The sequence below is a fragment of the Teichococcus aestuarii genome (assembly GCF_042651065.1).
Lineage (GTDB): Bacteria > Pseudomonadota > Alphaproteobacteria > Acetobacterales > Acetobacteraceae > Pseudoroseomonas > Pseudoroseomonas aestuarii.
The window spans coordinates 177,612-195,743 of record NZ_JBHSCH010000001.1 but is presented as its reverse complement, the minus strand read 5'-3'; the positions used below and the strand labels follow the sequence as shown (position 1 = coordinate 195,743).

The following is an 18,132-nucleotide window of genomic DNA, read 5'->3' as shown; positions in this document are numbered from 1 at the left end:
GCTGCTTTGGGCGGCCCCTGCCCTGGCGCCGTCAGGCGGCGCCGATATCGCAGGCGTGGTGGTCCTCGCCCTTGGCCAGTTCCACCCGGTCCCGTCCATTCGCCTTGGCGCGGTAGAGCGCCGCGTCGGCGGCGGCGGTCAGCCGCGGCAAATCCTCCCCCGGCAGCGCCAGCGCCACCCCGATGCTGACGGTGACGCGCAGGGACATCCCGTTCTCCAGCAGCACCGTCTCCTCGGATATCGCGGCGCGCAGCCGCTCGGCCACCTGCATCGCCTCCTCCTCGGTGGCGCTGGCCATGGCGACGACGAACTCCTCGCCGCCGAACCGGGCCAGCACGTCCACGGCGCGCAGATGCTCCTTCATCCGCCGCGCGACCACCTTCAGCACGACATCGCCCGCCGCGTGGCCATAGGTATCGTTCACCGCCTTGAAGCGGTCGACGTCGAGCAGCAGCAGCGCCGTCTGGCCGCCGCGCAGCAGCCCTTCCAGGTGGCGGGTGATGTAGCGGCGGTTGCGCAGCCCGGTCAGGCTGTCCGTCACCGCCAGCTCCAGGGAGCGGTCCAGGTCGGCGCGCAGCCGCTCCTGGTAGCGCTTGCGGCGCACCTGGTTGCGCAGCCGCGCGCGCAGCTCGTTCGGGTCCACGGGGCGGAACACATGGTCGTTGGCGCCGAGGTCGAAGCCGCGCAGCAGCTGCGCCCGCTGGTCGGCATCGGCGATGAGCATCACCGGCAGGTCGCGCGTCGAGGCCTGCGCGCGCAGGCGGGAGGCCAGGCGCAGCCCGGAATCGCCTTCCAGCGAGAGGCTGAGCAGCGCCACGTCGAAGCCGCCCTGCCCCAGCATGGTCCAGGCCTCGGCGCTGTCCCGCGCCTGGTGCAGGCTCACCGCGGCGGCGGTCAGTACCTCGCCGATCAGTTCCGCCTCGTTGGGGTCGTCGGTGGCCAGCAGCACCACGGCGCCGGCGATGTCGTCCGAGGGGCGCGGCTGCGGCTCGAAGCCCAGGTCGTTCGCCGTCTCGGCGCGCAGGCGGAAGGCGTCCAGCACCTGCTTCACCCGCAGCAGCGCCCGCAGGCGCGCGAACAGCGTGGCGTGGTCCACCGGCTTGGAGAGGAAGTCGTCCGCCCCCGCCTCCAGGCCGCGGACACGCTCCGCCGGGTCCACCAGGGCGGTCACCATCACCACCGGGATATGCGCCGTGACCGAATTGGCCTTGAGCCGGCGGCAGACCTCATACCCGTCCATGCCCGGCATCATCACGTCAAGCAGGATGACGTCCGGCAGCCAGTCCTCGGCGCGGCGGAGGGCCTCCGGCCCCGAGGATGCCAGTGCGACCTCGTAATATTCTGCGTTCAGCCGCGCCTCGAGCAGGCGGAGATTGGCGGCAATGTCGTCAACGACCAGAATACGCGCACTCATGCCGGCATTATCTCCACGCACCGGATGAAAGAAGGCCAACGCCACGGCAAGCGAGGCCACTCCGCAGTCCCCGACCGTGGCGTCTGCCCTTCCAGCACTGCCTTGTCTCCTCGGGACGGTTCCGCCCTGTCTGGCAGGGCAGGACCATCGTGCCATCCGTGCGGAAAATCTGCGTCGAGCTCCAGGTTCCGCGCGGCCGGCGCTTGCCGGAAACTATAGCACAGATGCGCGAAGTCGCGAGCATTGTCGCGGGCCGAATACAACCAGGGGAGGTTATCCCGGATAGGAAAGCCCCACCACCAGGGTGGTCACGCACAGGCTGAGGGCGAGATCGAGCAGGACCAGGATCGTCGCGGGCAGCCCCGGCAGATGCAGCGCCAGGCGGGCCACGAACCATTCCAGCCACAGCGTGTAGCCGATGATGAAGAGGCTCAGCAGGTCCTGCGCCGGCTCCGGCAATGGCAGCGCCAGCAGGCTGAGCAGCAGCACCAGCGCGTACTGGAAGGCCGTGGCCCAGTTCCACGCCGCCAGGAAGCGCGGCCATTCGGCGCCGCGTCCCAGCATCCGCACCAGGGGCCTGGACAGCAGCGCATAGCCGGCCCAGGCGAGGACGTAGCCGATTCCCTCCGCCGCCACGCCCCGCGGGGTGAGCAGCATCAACGGCTCCAGCAGCAGGCGCAGCAGCAGGAAGACCGGCAGGCACACCGCCGCCGCCCAGAAGGAACGCAGCGCCCCCGCGGGCGTGGTGGGGAACCACCGCAGCGCCTCCGGCCTGCCGCGCGCCAGATCCAGCGCGCCGCGCAGGCCGCACAGGATCTCGCCCAGGCGCTCGGCCGGCGTCAGACCGCCCGCTCCACGCCGAGCAGCGCGCGGATCACGGCGGCGTAGAGGCGGGAAAGCTGGCGCAGCTCCTCGACCGGCGTCGATTCATCGGCCTTGTGCATGGTGGCGCCGACCGCGCCCAGCTCGGCCACCGGGCAGTAGCGGGCGACGAATCGGGCATCGGAGGTGCCACCCCCCGTGTCGAGCCTCGGCTCCACCCCCGCCGCCTCCCGCACGGCCGCCACCAGGGCCGCGACGAAGGGGCCGGGCGCGGTGAGGAAGCTCTCGCCCGAGCAGGAGACCTCGAGCGCGTAGCGCGCCTCCTCGGCGCGCAGCGCGGCGTGCAGCGCCTCGGTCAGCGAGGCGCTGCTGTGGTGGTCGTTGAAGCGGATGTTCAGCCGCGCCCGCGCCGCGCCGGGGATGACGTTGGTCGCCGGGTTGCCGACATCGACGCTGGTGACCTGCAGGGTGGAGGGCTCGAACCACTCGCTCCCCTCGTCCAGCGGCTGCGCCGTCAGCCGGTGCAGCACCCGCACCAGCCGGTGCACCGGGTTGTCGGCGCGCTGCGGGTAGGCGCTGTGGCCCTGCGTGCCCTGCACCGTGACCGCCGCGTTCATGCTGCCGCGCCGGCCGATCTTGATGGTGTCGCCCAGCACCACGCGGCTGGTGGGCTCGCCCACCAGACACATGTCCGGCGTGTGGCCGTGCTCCGCCATCCATTCCAGCACCTTCACCGTGCCGTAATGGGCGGGGCCTTCCTCGTCGCCGGTGATCAGCAGGGAGAGGCTGCCGGGCAGCTCGCGCGGCAGGCTGGCGATGGCGGCGATCCAGGCGGCGATGCCGCCCTTCATGTCGGTGGCGCCGCGGCCCATCACCAGACCGTCGCGCAGCTCGGCGCCGAAGGGGTCGGTGGTCCAGAGCGCCGGGTCGCCGGGCGGCACCACGTCGGTATGGCCGGCGAAGCAGAGATGCGGCGCGCCGCTGCCGCGCCGGGCGAAGAGGTTCTCCACCGCCTCGCCCTCCCCGCCCTCGGCCGGGCCAAAGCGCAGCCGGGTGCAGGTGAAGCCGAGCGGCACGAGCGCCGCCTCCAGCACCCCGAGCGCCCCGCCCTCCGCCGGCGTGACGCTGGGGCAGCGGATCAGGTCCTGCAGGAGCGGAAGCGGGTCCATGGCCGGCCTCAGTCGCGCAGCAGCTCGTTGATCGAGGTCTTGCTGCGCGTCTGCGCGTCCACGCGCTTGACGATGACGGCGCAGTAGAGGCTGGGGCCCGGCGTGCCGTCCGGCAGCGGGCGGCCCGGCAGGCTGCCCGGCACCACCACCGAATAGGGCGGCACCTGGCCCATGAACACCTCGCCCGTGGCGCGGTCGATGATCCTGGTGGAGGCGCCGAGGAACACGCCCATCGACAGCACGCTGCCCTCGCCGACGATGACACCCTCGGCCACCTCGGAGCGGGCGCCGACGAAGCAGTTGTCGCCGATCACCACCGGGTTGGCCTGGAGCGGCTCCAGCACGCCGCCGATGCCGGCGCCGCCGGAGATGTGGCAGTTCCTGCCGATCTGGGCGCAGGAGCCGATGGTGGCCCAGGTGTCCACCATCGTGTTCTCGTCGACATAGGCGCCGAGGTTCACGAAGGAGGGCATCAGCACCACGCCGCGGGCGATATAGGCCGAGCGGCGCACCACGGCGCCCGGCACGGCACGGAAGCCGGCGGCGCGGAACTGGTTGTCGCCCCAGCCCTGGAACTTCAGCGGCACCTTGTCATAGGCCGTCATGCCGACGCCCATCGGCGCGCTGTCCTCCAGCCGGAAGGAGAGCAGCACCGCCTGCTTCAGCCACTGGTTGACGCGCCAGCCGCCCTGCCCGTCCGGCTCCGCCACGCGCGCCTGGCCGGAATCGAGCAGCGCCAGCGCGGATTCGACCGTGTCGCGATCCGCGCCCTTCGTGGCGGGGGAAAGCTCGGCGCGGCGCTCCCACAGCGCGGCGATGGTGGCGGAAAGGTCCATGGTCGGTCTACCCCGGTCGGTCGGCGCGTGAACAAGACGTCCGGCGGGTATCCTAGGGGGGCTGCATCCTGTCAACGGCGCCAGGAAACGGGCGGGGGAAGGAATTCCCCCGCGCCCCCGCCTTTTTCCTGTCCGCTCAGGGGCGGATCAGGGTGCCGGCGCCGCCCTCGGTGAACAGTTCAATCAGCACGGCATGCGGCACCCGGCCATCGACGATCACCGCGCCCTTCACCCCCTTCTCGATGGCGTAGATGCAGGTCTCGATCTTCGGGATCATGCCGCCCGAGATCCAGCCGGCGGCGATGCCGGCGCGCGCCTCGGCCACGCTCATCTCGGGGATCAGCGTCCTGGTCTCGTCCAGCACGCCGGCCACATCCGTCAGCATCAGCAGGCGGGAGGCGTTCAGCGCGCCGGCAATGGCACCGGCCGCCGTGTCGGCATTGATGTTGTAGGTCTGGCCATCCGGCCCCACCCCGACCGGTGCCACCACCGGCACGATCTGCGCGCCGATCAGCAGCTCCAGCACATGCGGGTCCACATGCTCAGGCTCGCCGACGAAGCCGAGATCCAGCACCTTCTCGATGTTGCTCTCGGGATCGATATAGGTGCGGGTGAGCTTCTTCGCGCGGATCAGCCCGCCATCCTTGCCGGAGATGCCCACCGCCATGGCCCCGGCGCGGGTGATGCAATCCGCCACCTGCTTGTTGACGGTGCCGGAGAGCACCATCTCGACCACATCCACGACATTGCCATCGGTCACGCGCAGGCCGTTGACGAACTCGGACTGCACGTTGAGGCGCTTCAGCATGGCGTTGATCTGCGGGCCGCCGCCATGCACCACCACGGGGTTCACGCCCACCTGCTCCAGCAGCGCGATGTCGCGGCCGAAGCGGTCGGCCGCCGCGGTCTCGCCCATGGCGTGGCCGCCATACTTCACCACGATGGTCTGGTCGTCGTATCGCTTCAGCAGCGGCAGCGCCTCCGCGAGGAGTTCCATCTGGCTGCGCGCTTCTTCGGTCATGGCCTTGGCTCGTCCGGTCCCGTGGGTGGCCCGCCTTACGGAAGCGTGGGCGGAGGGTCAAGGGGCACCCTCTGGCGCCCCGCCCCCGGCGGCCCGGCTCAGGCCGGCGCGGCCAGCGCCGTCAGCTCGGCGCGCAGCTCGGGGATGCCCTCGCCCGTCTCGCTGCTGGTGGTGATGACCAGCGGATGCGCGGCGGTGTGCTCCTTCACCAGCGCCGCCGCCTCCTCCTGCCGCTGGCGCAGCCAGTAGGGCTTGGCGCTGTCCGCCTTGGTCAGCACGATCTGGAAGGTGACGGCGGCGTCGGTCAGCAGCTCCATCGCCGCGCGGTCGGAGGCCTTGGTCTCGATGCGGGCATCGAGCAGCAGCACCACGCGGCGCAGGTTGGGCCGGCCGCGCAGGTATTCGAACATCAGCCCCTGCCAGTCCTCCTTCACGCTGCGGGAGGCCTGGGCGTAGCCATAGCCCGGCATGTCCACGAGCGCGAGGCGGCCGCCCAGGTCGAAGAAGTTGAGCTGTTTGGTGCGCCCCGGCGTGCCGGAGACGCGCGCCAGGCTGTTTTGCCCGGTCAGCGCGTTCACCAGCGACGACTTGCCCACGTTGGAGCGGCCGCAGAAGGCCACCTCCGGCAGCCGCGGCTCGGGCAGCTGCTCGAGCTTCTGGCTGGCGAAGTAGAACTCGCAGGGGCGGCAGAACAGCAGCCGCCCCGCCTCGATGAGGGCGGCGCGCTCCTCGTCGTCGCGCGCCTCCAGAAGGCCCGGGCTCACCCCTTGGCCTTCGCGCCGGACTTCGCGAGCGCCTTCTCCTGGCGCCGCGCCGCCCGCTCATGCCGCATGATGTACCATTGCTGCGCCACCGAGAGCAGGTTGTTCCAGGACCAGTAGATGACCAGCCCGGCCGGGAAGCTGGCCAGCATGAAGGTGAAGATCACCGGCATCCAGGTGAAGATCTTGGCCTGGATCGGGTCCGGCGGCGTCGGGTTCAGCTTCTGCTGCACGAACATGGTGATGCCCATGATGATGGCCCAGACCGGCATGTGCAGCATCGCCGGCGGGTCCCACGGGATCAGCCCGAACAGGTTGAACAGGTTCGTCGGGTCCGGCGCCGAGAGGTCGCGGATCCAGCCGAAGAAGGGCGCGTGCCGCATCTCGATGGTGACGAACAGCACCTTGTAGAGCGCGAAGAAGACCGGGATCTGGATCAGGATGGGCAGGCAGCCGGAGGCGGGGTTCACCTTCTCCGTCCGGTACAGCGCCATCATCTCCTGCTGCGCCTTGGCCGGGTCGTCCTTGTAGCGCTCCCGGATCTCCGTCATCTTCGGCGTCAGCACCTTCATCCGCGCCATGGACTTGTAGGCCTTGTTGGCCAGCGGGAAGAAGAGCAGCTTCAGCGCCACGGTGAACACCAGGATGGCGACACCGAAATTGCCGAACATCTTGAACAGGAAATCAAGGGCGTAGAAGAACGGCTTGGTCATGAAATAGAACCAGCCGAAGTCGATCGCCTTGTCGAAGTTCGTGATGCCCAGATTGTCCTGGTAGGCATCCAGCAGATGCACTTCCTTGGCGCCGGCGAACACCCGGGTGGCCAGGCTGCCGGTGGCACCCGCTGCAACCGTGAGCGGCGACGGCGGCGCGAAATCCACCTGCCAGCGGTCCTGCCCGCCTTCCGCCACATGGCGCCAGGCGGCGCGCATCGGCTGCGCCGTGTCCACCGGCGCGATGGCGGAGAGCCAGTACTTGTCGGTGAAGCCGGCCCAGCCGCCGGTGGTCTCCTGCTCGAGCGCGATGCCGCGGTTGGCGTCTTCCTTGGCGGAGCTGTAGGTCTGCTCGTTCAGGCGGCCGTTCAGCACGCCGACGAAGCCCTCATGCAGGATGTAGAAGCCTTCCGTGCGGGGCGTCGTCTCGCGGCGCACGCGCGCCCAGGGCAGCACCTGCACCGGTTCGGCGGCGTTGTTCACCACGCGCTGCTCGGCCTGGAACATGAAGTTCCGGTCCAGGCTCAGCACGATCTGGAAGGTCTGGCCCTGGCCGTTCTCCCAGGAGAGCGTCACCGGGCTGTCGGGCGCCAGCGGGCCGCCGCTCGCCGTCCAGTCCGTATCGCCATCCGGCACGCGGGTGCGGCCATCGGCGGCCGACCAGCCCCACTGGGCGAAATAGGGCTGCAGCTCCTCGCGCGGCGCAAACATGCGCACCAGCGGCGAGCCGGGGGCCACCGTCTCGCGGTAGTCCTTCAGCACCAGGTCGTCGAGCCGCGCGCCGCGCAGCAGCAAGCTGCCGGAGAGGCGCGGGCTGTCGATGCGCAGCCGCTCGGGCGCCGGGCGGTTGGCCTGCGCGGCCGCTTGGGCATCCGTGCTGCCGGGGCTGCTGGGCGCGACCGGCGCGGCGGGCACGGGTGCCTGCTGCGAGACCGCGGCCGGCGCATCGGCGGGCGGCGGGGTGGTTTCGCGCTTCCAGAGGTCGAAGGCGAGCAGGATGCCGATCGAAATCGCAATCGCCGCGAAGAGTCGCTTCTGGTCCATCGGATCCGTGCCGTCAGGCCTTGGTGTGGGCCACCGCGCGGGGCGGCGGGCATGGGGGCGGCGCCGTGTCGGGCGCCGGCTCGGTCGCGTCCGGCGCCGTCACCGCTGGCACCGGGTCGTAGCCGCCGGGATGCCAGGGGTGGCAGCGCAGGATACGCCGCGCGGCAAGCCAGCTGCCGCGCGCCGCGCCGTGGGTGTCCAGCGCCTCGATCGCATAGGCGCTGCAATGCGGGTAGAACCGGCAATGGCTGCCGATCACCCCGCGCAGGGTAAGCTGGTAGGTGCGCACCGCGCCCTTCAGCACCCAGGCGGCTGGGCTGGCGCGGCGGTGGCCGGCCAACCGGTTCATGGCTTCAGGACGCCGGCCTGGCGCAGCGCGCCACGCAGGTCGGCCAGCAGCAGCGCGAAGCGCCGCCCGGCGGTGCCGTCGCGCCCGATCAGCACGAGGTCCCACCCTTCCGGCGCGTCGCGGCCCAGGGTCAGCCGGGCGGCCTCGCGCAGGCGGCGCTTGGCGCGGTTGCGCACCACGGCGTTGCCCAGCTTCTTGGTGGCGGTGAAGCCAACGCGAAGCGGCCCCGCCGTTCCCGGCAGGGCCTGCAACACCAGGCTCGGCCTTGCGGCGCGGCTGCCCTTGCCGGCGACGCGAAGGAATTCGCGCCGCCGCTTGAGTCGGGGCGGCGAGGCCATGGGCTAGGCTGCGCGGGGTGCGCCGCCGCTCAGGCGGAGAGCTTCTTGCGGCCCTTGGCGCGGCGGTTGGCCAGCACGTTGCGGCCGCCCACCGTCTCCATGCGGGCGCGGAAACCATGCCGGCGCTTCCGGACGAGCTTCGAGGGCTGATAGGTACGCTTCACGACGCGCTACTCCACTGGTCAGGGTCAGATCCGCGCCGCCCTTCCCAGGACCGCTGCGGCACAGGCCGGACGTCCCGCAGGGGCGGCCGGCGAAGGTGGCGACGTATAGGGAGGCGCATCGCGTCCCGTCAACCGCTCTCGGCTCCGCACGGCCCTTCCGGCGGGGCGGCGCTGGCCCCATCTGTGCCGCGACATGCTCCCGCAACCCGCCTCCCCGCCCTCTGCCGCAGGCCTGGCGCTGCGCCCCGGGCGCCGCTCCGGGTCGCCCTCGCCAGGGCGGGGGCGCTTGCAGTACGCCGCGGGCCGCGCATCCTGGCGCGGCGCCCGGATTCGCGCCGCCCCGGGCGCGGGTGCCCATTTCCAGACGAGGAGCAGAGACCGACATGCCCGACCATGACGTGGCGATCATCGGCGCCGGCGCCGCCGGCCTCTCGGTGGCCGCCATCGCCGCCTCGCTCGGCCGCAACGTGGTGCTGTTCGAGCGCGATCGCATGGGCGGGGCGTGCCTGAACACCGGCGGCGTGCCCGCCCAGGCGCTGCTGGCCGCCGCCCGCCGCGCCGCCGAGGCGCGCGGCGGCGGCGCCCTGGGCATCCATGCGGAGGGCGTCCGGGTGGACTGGCAGGGCGTGCGGCGGCATGTGCGGCAGGCCATCGCGCAGGCGGCGCCGCAGGAATCGGGCGAGCGGCTGGAGAGCCAGGGCGTCACGGTGGTGCGGGCCAGCGCGCATTTCATCGCGCCCGACCGCATCGAGGCCGGCGGACGCACCTACGGGTTCCGCCGCGCCGTCATCGCCACCGGCACGGCGCCGGTGGTGCCGGACCTGCCGGGGCTGGTGAACCTGCCCTGGCTGACCAGCGAGACGCTGCTCGCGCTGGAGGAGGCGCCGCGCCACCTGCTGGTGCTGGGCGGCGGCACGGTGGGAGTGGAGATGGCGCAGGCCCATGCCTGCCTCGGCTGCCGAGTCACGCTGATCGAGCTGCGCCCCAACATCCTCGCCGAAGAGGACCCCGAGCTGCGCCTGGCGGTGCGGGAGGCGCTGCGGCGCGACGGGGTGGAAGTGCTGGAGAACAGCCATGTCGTGGATGCCGAGCGTACCCCGGACGGCGTGGCGCTGCGGCTGGACAATGGCGCACTGGTGCGCGGCTCGCACATCTTCTTCGCCATGGGCCATGCGCCGCGCCTGGCGGCGCTCGACCTCGCCGCGGGCGGCCTGCGGGCCACGCCGCGCGGCGTGGCGGTTGGGCGGGACCTGCGCAGCCCGGACAACCGCCGGATCTGGGCCGCCGGCGCGGTGGCCGACCCCGAGGGGCTGGGGCCGTGCGGCCTCACCCACGCCGCCGCCCAGCACGCGCGCGTGGTCGCCCGCGGCATGCTGCACCGCCTGCCGGCGCGGCTGGACTACGCCGCCCTGCCCCGCCTCGTCCGCACCGCGCCGGAGCTGGCGCAGCTGGGCATGACCGAGACGGAGGCGCGCGCCGCCGGCCATGCCGTGCAGGTGGCCCGCCAGCCCTTCGCCCAGAATCCCCGCGCCATCGCCGAGGGCGACACCGAGGGCCAGGTGAAGCTGGTGCTGGACGGGTCGGGCCGCCTGCTCGGCGCCGGCATCGTCGGCGCCGGCGCGGGCGAGGTGGCGGCGGTGCTGGGGCTGATGATGGGGCGGAAGCTGCCCCTCTCCGCCCTGGCCGAGGCCATGCTGCCCCACGCCACCCGCGCGGAGGCCGCCCGGCGTGCCGCCGCGATGGTCTCCACCCCGCAGCCGGCGGGCGGCTTCGCCCGCCTCTGGTCGGGGCTGGCCGCGCGCCTGCGCTGACCGCCCGGCGCCGCCTCCGCCGCTCACCCTCCGCCACAGGAACAGGAAAGCCTCTCGCATGGAACAGACCCTCGCCGGGCGCACCGCCCTGATCACCGGCTCCACCAGCGGCATCGGCCTCGGCATCGCCACGATGCTGGCGGCGGCGGGCGCGCGCGTCATGCTGAACGGCTTCGGCAGCGCCGAGGACATCGCCAACGCCCGGCGCGCCGTGGCCAAGGCCGGCAACGGCCCCGAGCCCGAGCATTCGCCCGCCGACCTGTCCGACCCCGCCCAGCTCCGTGCCATGTGCGCCGAGGCGGAGAAGGTGCTCGGCCAGGTGGACATCCTGGTGAACAATGCCGGCATCCAGTTCACCAGCCCGGTGGAGGACTTCCCGGACGACAAGTGGAACGCGATCATCGCGATCAACCTCTCGGCCAATTTCCACACCATCAAGGCGCTGCTGCCGGGGATGAAGGCGCGGGGCTGGGGCCGCATCGTCAACATCGCCTCCATCCACGGCCTCGTCGCCTCGCCGGAGAAGGTGGCCTATGTGGCGGCCAAGCACGGGGTGGTGGGCATGACCAAGACGGTGGCGCTGGAGATCGCCCGTGGCGGCGTCACCTGCAACGCCATCTGCCCCGGCTTCGTCCGCACGCCGCTGGCGGAGAAGCAGGTCGGCGCCCTGGCCGAGAAGAACGGCATCAGCGAGGAATCCGCGCTGAACGACCACCTCTTCGCCAAGCAGCCCAGCAAGCGCTGGGTTGAGGTGGAGGAAGTGGCGCGCATGGCGCTCTATGTCTGCGGACCGGACAGCGGCAGCATCAACGGCGCGGCGCTATCGATCGATGGCGGGTGGTCGGCGGCCTGAACCACGGTGCCGGGACCGGGGGTTTCCCCGGCCCACCCTTGCTTCGAGACATTTTTGAAGATCAAGGAGTTAGTGGATGATCTTCAGTGACGTTATGCGCCTCGTTGGGGTGGCCATCCTGGCCCTGATGGGGCTGTTGATCGCCCGCAGCAACACGCCGCTGATCACCACCCAGCATATCGGCATCGCCCTCTTCATCGGTGCGATCGCCTATGGCCTGCTGCTGGTGAAACGGCACTTCGACAGGACCCTGCGATGAACGGTGACCGCGAGGGGTGGGACCCCACCCAGTATCTCCGCTTCTCCGACGAGCGCCTGCGCCCCGCCATCGACCTGATCGCCCGGCTGGACCATCCGGGCGCGGTGCAGGTGGTCGATCTCGGCTGCGGCGCGGGCAACGCGCTGCCGCTGCTGGCGGCGCGCTTCCCGGGCGCCACCATCTCCGGCGTGGATGGCTCGGCGGCCATGCTGGCCCGCGCGGCGGAGGCCGGCTTCGCCACGCACCAGGCCGACATCGCCCGCTGGGCGCCGCCCGGGCCGGTGGACGTGCTGTTCTCCAACGCCGCGCTGCACTGGCTGCCGGACCATGCGGGCCTGTTCCCCCGCCTGCTCGGCACGCTGGCGCCGGGTGGCACGCTGGCGGTGCAGATGCCGGCCATGCACGACGCGCCGCTGCGCGCCCTGCAGGACCAGATTGCCCGTCAGGGACGCTGGGCGGAGCGGCTGCGCGGCGTCTCCTCGGCGCCGCCCATCCTGTCGGCCGGCGACTACTACAACCTGCTGCGGCCGCGGGTGGCCAGGCTGGAGATGTGGTTCACCGAATACGTCCATGTGCTGCAGGGCGCCGACCCGGTGGTGCAATGGGCCATGGGCAGCAGCCTGCGCCCCTATCTGGACGCGCTGGACGAAGCCGAGCGGCCCGACTTCCTGGCCGCCTATGGCGAGGCGCTGCGCCCGCATTACCCCACCCAGGCGGATGGCACCGTGCTGCTGCCCTTCCGCCGGTTCTTCCTTCTGGCCTCAATGTAGTAATCTTTCAGGAACAGCGTTTTGCGCGCCGTTCCTGCAGTGGCATGGGAATTTTACCCTCGCAGCGCCAGCACCACGCCGGAGAGGGTGAGCGCCACGGCCACGCCCTGCCGCCAGCCCAATGGCTCGCCCAGCAGGGCGGCGCTGGCCAACATGCCGATCAGCGGCGTGGCCAGCGTGCCCATGGCCGCCGTGTTAGCCGGCAGCCGCCGCAGCGCGCCGAACCAGGTGAGGTAGCAGAGCGAGAGCGGCACCGCCGCCATGTAGAGCACCCCGCCCCAGCCGATGAGGCCGGGGCGGCTCCAGTCCGGCCGCTCCAGCAGGAAGGAGAGGCCGAGGATCGGCACCGTGCCCAGCGCCACCTGCCACACCACCGCCGCCACGGGGTGCAGCGCCAGCGGCCGCCGCTTGCTCATCACCGCGCCGAGCGCGAAGCACAGCGCGGCGGCCAGCAGCAGCACCAGCCCGGGCGTCTTGCCCGCCCCTCCCGGCAGGCCGCCGCCCATCAGCACGGCCACGCCGGCCAGGCCCAGCAGCAGCGCCAGCACGCGGCGCAGCGTCGGCCGTTCGCCTAGCAGCGGCCAGGCCAGCATCGCCGCCCAGACGGGCATGGTGTAGGCCACCACCGCCGCCTCGCCGGCACCGAGCCAGAGCAGGCCGAGGGTGGAGAAGCCCATCCAGGCGCTGACATTGAGCAGCCCGAAGCCCAGCAGCGCCCGCCGCTCGGAGGCCGGCACGGCGAGCGGCCAGCCAAGCGCGCGGGCCAGCAGCGCCAGCCCCAGCGCCGCCAGCAGCCCGCCCAGGCCGCGCGCGGTGAGCGGTGGCAGCTCCTGGATCACCGCTTTCAGGATCGGCCAGGTCAGCCCCCAGCCGAGGGCGGTGACGGCCAGGCACAGGAAGCCCGCGCGGCGCTGCCGGGCGGCCTCGCCCGCGGGCTCAGGCGAGATAGCCCGGTTCCTCCCGCGCCAGGATGCGCTTGATGCTCTCCAGGTGCAGCCGGGCGCTCTCGCGGTCGCCCTCGCGCATCTGCGCGTAGGTGCGCTGCGCCAGCTCGGGCGCCACCGGCTTCAGCGTGCGGCCGGTGGAGAGGGCCAGGCGCTGCACCTCGCAGGCGCGCTCCAGGTAGTAGAGGTCGTCCCATGCCTCGGCGATGGTCGGGCCCACCACCATCACGCCATGGTTCTTCATGAAGACGATGTCCGCCTCGCCCATGGCGGCGGCGATGCGGTCGCCCTCCGCCTCGTCCAGCGCCAGGCCGTTGTAATCCTCGTCGATGGCGGTGCGGCCGTAGAACTTCAGCGCCGTCTGCCCGGCCCAGACCAGCGGCGGCCCCTCCAGCATGGAGAGCGCGGTGGCGTTGGGCATGTGGGTGTGGAAGGCGGCACGGGCGCGCGGGTGCTTCATGTGCAGCCGGGCGTGGATGTAGAAGGCCGTGGCCTCCGGCGTGCCCTGCCCCGCCACCACATTGCCGTGGAAGTCGCAGACCAGCAGGCTGGAGGCGGTGATCTCGGCGAAGGCCTGGCCATAGGGGTTGACCAGGAACAGATCCTCCCGCCCCGGCACCATGGCGCTGAGGTGGTTGCAGATCCCCTCGTGCAGGCCGAGCCGCGCCGCCATGCGGAAGCAGGCGGCGAGGTCCACCCGCGCCTGCCGCACCGCGTCGGCGTCGAGGTCGGAGTTGCGCAGGATGGCGGGGGCGCCGGGGGCGCCGAGGGCATGGGCCATGGTTCGTCTCTCTCCGCGGCGGCATCCGGCATCGATGCTGCCATCGGTGCCGCTCCGGCAGGCTTGCAGAGTGGCCGGCAGGCGGCAAGATGCCGGCCGGTTATGAAGGGAATTATGCCGATGTCGGGCACCAACCAGCGGATCGATGCCAAGCGCCTGTGGGACAGCCTGATGGCGATGGCCGAGATCGGCGCCACGCCGAAGGGCGGCGTCAAGCGGCTGACCCTGACGGAGGTGGACAAGGCCGGCCGCCAGCGCTTCACCGAATGGTGCGAGGCGCTGGGCCTGACCGTGCGCGTCGATGCCATCGGCAACATGTTTGCCCGCCGCGAGGGGCGCGACCCCGCCCGCAAGCCGGTGCTGATGGGCAGCCACCTCGACAGCCAGCCCTCGGGCGGCAAGTTCGACGGCGCGCTCGGCGTCATCGCCGGGCTCGAGGTGATGCGCACCCTGCACGACCTCAACATCCAGACCGACGCACCGATCGAGCTGGTCAACTGGACCGACGAGGAAGGCAGCCGCTTCGGCCATTCATTGATGGGCAGCGGCGCCTGGGCCGGCATCTATTCGCTGGAGAAGGTGTATGGGCTGAAGGATGTGGAGGGCGTCAGCGTCGGCGAGGCGCTGGAGCGGATCGGCTACAAGGGCGAGCACCCGGCGGAGCCCTTCCCCGCCGACGCCTATTTCGAGCTGCATATCGAGCAGGGCCCGATCCTGGAGCGCGAAGGCAAGCAGATCGGCATCGTCACCGGCGCCCAGGCGCAGGTCTGGTACGACGCGGTGATCACCGGGCAGGACGCCCATGCCGGCACCACGCCCCCCTCCGCCCGGCGCGACGCGCTGCTGGCCGCGGCGCGCGTCATCGAGCGGGTGGACGCGCTGATGCGCGAGCGCGGCGAGGATGGCCGCGGCACGGTGGGCCAGCTGCACGTGCTGCCCAACAGCCGCAACGTGGTGCCGGGCGAGGTGCGCTTCTCCATCGAGTTCCGCCATCCGGACGACGTGCAGATCGAGGGGCTGGCCGCCACCTTCCCGGCCGAGGCGAAGGCGCTGGCTGAGGCCAATGGCTGCACGCTGGACCTGACCGAGCTGTTCCGCATCCGGATGCAGCCCTTCGATGCCGGCTGCGTCGACCTCGTCCGCCAGGGCGCGGCGCGGCTTGGCTACAGCACGCGGGAGATCGTCTCCGGCGCCGGGCACGACGCCGTCTATGTGGCGCGCAGCGTGCCGACGGCGATGATCTTCACCCCCTGCAAGGACGGCCTCTCCCACAACGAGGCGGAGAGCATCCTGCCGGAGGAGGCGGCGGCCGGCTGCCAGGTGCTGTTCGAGGCGGTGGTGGCGCGCGCCAACCGGGCGCTCTGACCAGCCGGGCGCCCTGAACGGGCTGCCGCGGAACCGCTCCGCCGGCCATGGCTGGCGGAGCGGTTCCGCAAGCGGCAGGGCTCGTGCGCAGAGTCGCCCTTGCCATTCATAACGTGGAGTTGATAGGAGGACGGGTCCTTTCCTCCCGGCGGTTCTGAGCCGCGGAAGGGGCCGATAGGCGGCGGTCAGAGGGCCCACCGCTGCCTGCGCATCCCTCCCGGTTCCTCGCCAGCCAGGCCTCGTGTCGCCATGCCTCTTGGTGATCTTCACCACTTCCTGGCACGCTGCCCTCTGCCCGCCTTCGTGGCCGAGCGCTTCGCCGCGAGTTTCCGCTTCACCCAGGTCAACGCGGCGCTGCTCGATGCCGCCTCGTCCACCGCCGAGCAGATCCTCTGCCGTCCGCTCGAGGCGTTGTTCCCGCCGCCGCTGGCCGGGCAGCTCTGCGCGCATTTCCGCCGTGCCTGGGAAAGCCAGGAGGTCATCGACCTCACCGCCTGCCTGCCCCACGCCACCGGCCCGCGCGACTGGGACATCGCCGTGGTGCCGGTGCCGGGGCGCGAGGGCCAGACGCGGTGGCTGGTCGGCTATGGCATCGACCCGGGCGAGATGGCCCGCCGCCGCATGGCCCACCAGACCGGCGGGCAGCTGCTGATCGACACGGTCTCGGCGCAGGAGGCGCTGGTCTATCGCTGCCTGCCGGACAGCACCCTCACCTTCGTCAATGCCGCCTTCGCCCGCGCGGCCGGCTTCCCGCCGCACACGCTGCTCGGCCGCATGGCGCTGGAGGCGCTGGACCCGGAGGCCCGGCCCGAGCTGCTGCGCCAGCGCGCCCTGCTGAAGCCGGACGAGCCTCTCCGCAGCTACACGCTGCGCGCCCGCTCCGCCGGCGGCCGCCCCGGCTGGTGCCGCTGGACCGACATCGCCGCCTTCGACGCGGAAGGCCGGCTGGTCGAGATCCACGCCATCGGCCGCGACATCACCGAGGTGCAGGAGGCGCTGCTGCGCGTCTCGGAGAGCGAGCAGCGCTTCCGCGCGGTGGTGGACCATATTGCCGAGGGCATCGTGCTGACCGATGCATCCGGCCATATCGTCTATGCCAACCACAAGGTGGCGGAGATCCTGGGCTGGGAGGCGGAGGCGCTGCACGGCCGCCACATCCGCCATCTCTCCGCCCCGCAGGAGCGCGGGGATGGCGCCTTCGCCCTCGACCCCTACCTGCACCGCCAGATCGGCCCGCCGCAGCCGGGTGAGATGGAGCAGGAAGGCTTCGTGCGGCACCGCGACGGACGGATGCTGCGCATCCATCTCCGTCTCAGCGGCATCGAGCTGGACGGCACGCCGCACTACATCGGCGTCATCCGCGACAACACCGCCATCCACGAGGCGCAGCAGCGCATCGAGCGGCTGGCCTTCAACGACGAGCTGACCGGCCTGCCGAACCAGCGCCGCCTGAAGGAGGAGCTGGCGCAGCAGCTCGACCGCGCGGAGACGCGGCCCAGCCTGCTGCTGGTGGACCTCGTCGATTTCAGCGCGCTGAACAACACCATCGGCTTCGCCGCCGGCGACCGGATGCTGCGCGCGGCGGCACGGCGCATCGCCCGCGTGCTGCCGCACGACAGCCTGCTGGCGCGCTTCGGCGCCGACCGCTTCGTCGTGCTGCTGCGCGACACGCCGGAGCCGGAGATGGCGCAGATCCTGGCCGGGCGGATCGCCGTCTCGGTGGAGGGCGCGGCGCCGGAGGGGGTGCCGGACAGCAGCTTCCGCCTGCCGCCGGTGACCATCGGCATCGCCATGGCGCCGCAGGACGACACCCGCGCCGACGGGCTGCTGGAAGCCGCCGAGATCGCCCTGCTGGACGCCAAGCAGCGGGCCCCGGGCAGCGTGCGCAGCTTCGTCGGCGCCATGCGGGCCACCGCCGCCCGCCGCTTCTCCACCGCGCAGGGGCTGCGCCGGGCGCTGGACCAGGGCGGGCTGTTCATCGAGATCCAGCCGCGCTTCACCGCCCTCCAGCGGCGGCTGACCGGCGGCGAGGCGCTGGTGCGCTGGCGCCGCGAGGATGGCCGGCTGATCCCGCCGAACGACTTCATCCCGCTGGCCGAGGAGACGGGGCTGATCCAGCCGCTGACGGAATTCGTCTTCGAGCAGGTGATGCCGCTGCTCTCCCGCCTGCCGCCGGGGCAGCGCCTGTCGATGAACTTCCCCCCCACCCAGCTCGCCCGGCAGAACCTGGCCGCCTCGCTCATCGCGCGGCTGGCGCGCCACGGCGTGCCGGGGGACCGGCTGGGCGTCGAGCTGACGGAAAGCGCGCTGATCGGCGGTCCCGGCCTGCTGGACGAGAACCTGCGCAGCCTGCAGCAGCAGGGCTGCAGCGTGGCGATTGACGATTTCGGGACGGGCTATTCCTCCCTCTCCCGCCTGCGCCACCTGCCGATCAACGAGTTGAAGATCGACCGCATCTTCATCCGCGACGCGGCGCGCGACACGGCGGGGGTGGTGTTCCTCCAGGCCATCGGCGCCATGGCCAAGGCGCTGGACCTGCGGCTGGTGGCGGAAGGGGTGGAAACCGAGTCAGAGCTGGAGCAGGCGCGCAGCATCGGCTGCCACGAGATCCAGGGCTGGCTCTGGGGGCGGCCGATGTCGCCCGAGGCCTTCCTCGGCCTGTGCGGCGAGGCCAGCGCCCCGGTCGCGGCCACCACCCCCTGAAGGGGCGCCTGGCCG

General features: G+C 71.9%; 18 protein-coding genes. 6 read left to right on the top strand and 12 right to left on the bottom strand.

What is annotated here, in order from left to right; genetic code table 11:
- Positions 1 to 31: 31 nt before the first annotated feature.
- From ACFOY6_RS00885 to rpmH, 10 genes are all read right to left on the bottom strand, one after another.
- Positions 32 to 1,414 carry a PleD family two-component system response regulator gene (locus ACFOY6_RS00885; protein ID WP_109515428.1) on the bottom strand — a complete coding sequence of 461 codons (1,383 nt, stop codon included), beginning with the start codon at positions 1,412 to 1,414 and terminating at the stop codon, positions 32 to 34.
- Between the two features lie 273 nt (positions 1,415 to 1,687).
- Complete coding sequence (locus ACFOY6_RS00880; protein WP_109515427.1) at positions 1,688 to 2,119, bottom strand: hypothetical protein; 432 nt, start codon at positions 2,117 to 2,119, stop codon at positions 1,688 to 1,690.
- Between the two features lie 134 nt (positions 2,120 to 2,253).
- Entirely contained in the window at positions 2,254 to 3,405 is a 1,152-nt protein-coding gene (gene dapE, locus ACFOY6_RS00875) for a succinyl-diaminopimelate desuccinylase (RefSeq protein WP_379648372.1), read from the bottom strand.
- A gap of 8 nt (positions 3,406 to 3,413) precedes the next feature.
- Positions 3,414 to 4,241, bottom strand: coding sequence for a 2,3,4,5-tetrahydropyridine-2,6-dicarboxylate N-succinyltransferase (gene dapD, locus ACFOY6_RS00870; protein ID WP_379648370.1), 828 nt, complete (start codon positions 4,239 to 4,241; stop codon positions 3,414 to 3,416).
- A gap of 136 nt (positions 4,242 to 4,377) precedes the next feature.
- A complete protein-coding gene (gene argB, locus ACFOY6_RS00865) occupies positions 4,378 to 5,262 on the bottom strand; it encodes an acetylglutamate kinase (protein ID WP_379634351.1) in 885 nt (294 codons plus the stop codon).
- A gap of 98 nt (positions 5,263 to 5,360) precedes the next feature.
- Complete coding sequence (gene yihA, locus ACFOY6_RS00860) at positions 5,361 to 6,026, bottom strand: ribosome biogenesis GTP-binding protein YihA/YsxC (RefSeq protein ID WP_379634353.1); 666 nt, start codon at positions 6,024 to 6,026, stop codon at positions 5,361 to 5,363.
- Positions 6,023 to 7,780: a membrane protein insertase YidC gene (gene yidC / locus ACFOY6_RS00855; protein WP_379648367.1), complete on the bottom strand. Its 1,758-nt coding sequence runs from the start codon at positions 7,778 to 7,780 to the stop codon at positions 6,023 to 6,025. Before yidC ends, yihA begins: the two co-directional genes overlap by 4 nt.
- A gap of 13 nt (positions 7,781 to 7,793) precedes the next feature.
- Positions 7,794 to 8,129, bottom strand: coding sequence for a membrane protein insertion efficiency factor YidD (gene yidD / locus ACFOY6_RS00850; protein WP_379634357.1), 336 nt, complete (start codon positions 8,127 to 8,129; stop codon positions 7,794 to 7,796).
- Complete coding sequence (gene rnpA / locus ACFOY6_RS00845) at positions 8,126 to 8,467, bottom strand: ribonuclease P protein component (protein ID WP_109515420.1); 342 nt, start codon at positions 8,465 to 8,467, stop codon at positions 8,126 to 8,128. Before rnpA ends, yidD begins: the two co-directional genes overlap by 4 nt.
- Positions 8,468 to 8,496: 29 nt before the next feature.
- Positions 8,497 to 8,631 carry a 50S ribosomal protein L34 gene (gene rpmH / locus ACFOY6_RS00840; protein ID WP_099093630.1) on the bottom strand — a complete coding sequence of 45 codons (135 nt, stop codon included), beginning with the start codon at positions 8,629 to 8,631 and terminating at the stop codon, positions 8,497 to 8,499.
- Between the two features lie 383 nt (positions 8,632 to 9,014).
- Here rpmH and ACFOY6_RS00835 point away from each other — a divergent pair, with 383 nt between their 5' ends.
- The 4 genes from ACFOY6_RS00835 to ACFOY6_RS00820 all read left to right on the top strand — a co-directional run bounded on the left by ACFOY6_RS00835 (position 9,015) and on the right by ACFOY6_RS00820 (position 12,324).
- Complete coding sequence (locus ACFOY6_RS00835; RefSeq protein ID WP_379648365.1) at positions 9,015 to 10,442, top strand: dihydrolipoyl dehydrogenase family protein; 1,428 nt, start codon at positions 9,015 to 9,017, stop codon at positions 10,440 to 10,442.
- 58 nt (positions 10,443 to 10,500) lie between these two features.
- Positions 10,501 to 11,295, top strand: a complete 795-nt coding sequence (locus ACFOY6_RS00830; RefSeq protein WP_379648363.1) for a 3-hydroxybutyrate dehydrogenase — start codon at positions 10,501 to 10,503, stop codon at positions 11,293 to 11,295.
- 76 nt (positions 11,296 to 11,371) lie between these two features.
- The gene (locus ACFOY6_RS00825; RefSeq protein ID WP_109515417.1) at positions 11,372 to 11,554 is read left to right on the top strand and encodes a hypothetical protein; all 183 of its coding nucleotides are present in this window, start codon (positions 11,372 to 11,374) and stop codon (positions 11,552 to 11,554) included.
- Complete coding sequence (locus tag ACFOY6_RS00820) at positions 11,551 to 12,324, top strand: methyltransferase domain-containing protein (RefSeq protein WP_379648361.1); 774 nt, start codon at positions 11,551 to 11,553, stop codon at positions 12,322 to 12,324. The genes ACFOY6_RS00825 and ACFOY6_RS00820 overlap by 4 nt, the downstream gene beginning before the upstream one ends.
- Before the next feature lie 53 nt (positions 12,325 to 12,377).
- Here the strand turns inward: ACFOY6_RS00820 and ACFOY6_RS00815 are convergent, their stop codons facing one another.
- A complete protein-coding gene (locus tag ACFOY6_RS00815) occupies positions 12,378 to 13,214 on the bottom strand; it encodes a DMT family transporter (protein WP_379648461.1) in 837 nt (278 codons plus the stop codon).
- Between the two features lie 46 nt (positions 13,215 to 13,260).
- Positions 13,261 to 14,049 (bottom strand): aldolase, encoded by a 789-nt coding sequence (locus tag ACFOY6_RS00810; protein WP_109515414.1) that lies wholly within the window; start codon positions 14,047 to 14,049, stop codon positions 13,261 to 13,263.
- A gap of 120 nt (positions 14,050 to 14,169) precedes the next feature.
- Between ACFOY6_RS00810 and ACFOY6_RS00805 the strand changes: the two genes are divergently transcribed.
- Positions 14,170 to 15,414 (top strand): Zn-dependent hydrolase, encoded by a 1,245-nt coding sequence (locus tag ACFOY6_RS00805; protein ID WP_379648358.1) that lies wholly within the window; start codon positions 14,170 to 14,172, stop codon positions 15,412 to 15,414.
- Positions 15,415 to 15,663: 249 nt separating this feature from the next.
- On the top strand, positions 15,664 to 18,117 hold the full coding sequence (locus ACFOY6_RS00800; protein WP_379648356.1) for an EAL domain-containing protein: 2,454 nt from the start codon (positions 15,664 to 15,666) through the stop codon (positions 18,115 to 18,117).
- Positions 18,118 to 18,132 lie beyond the last annotated feature (15 nt).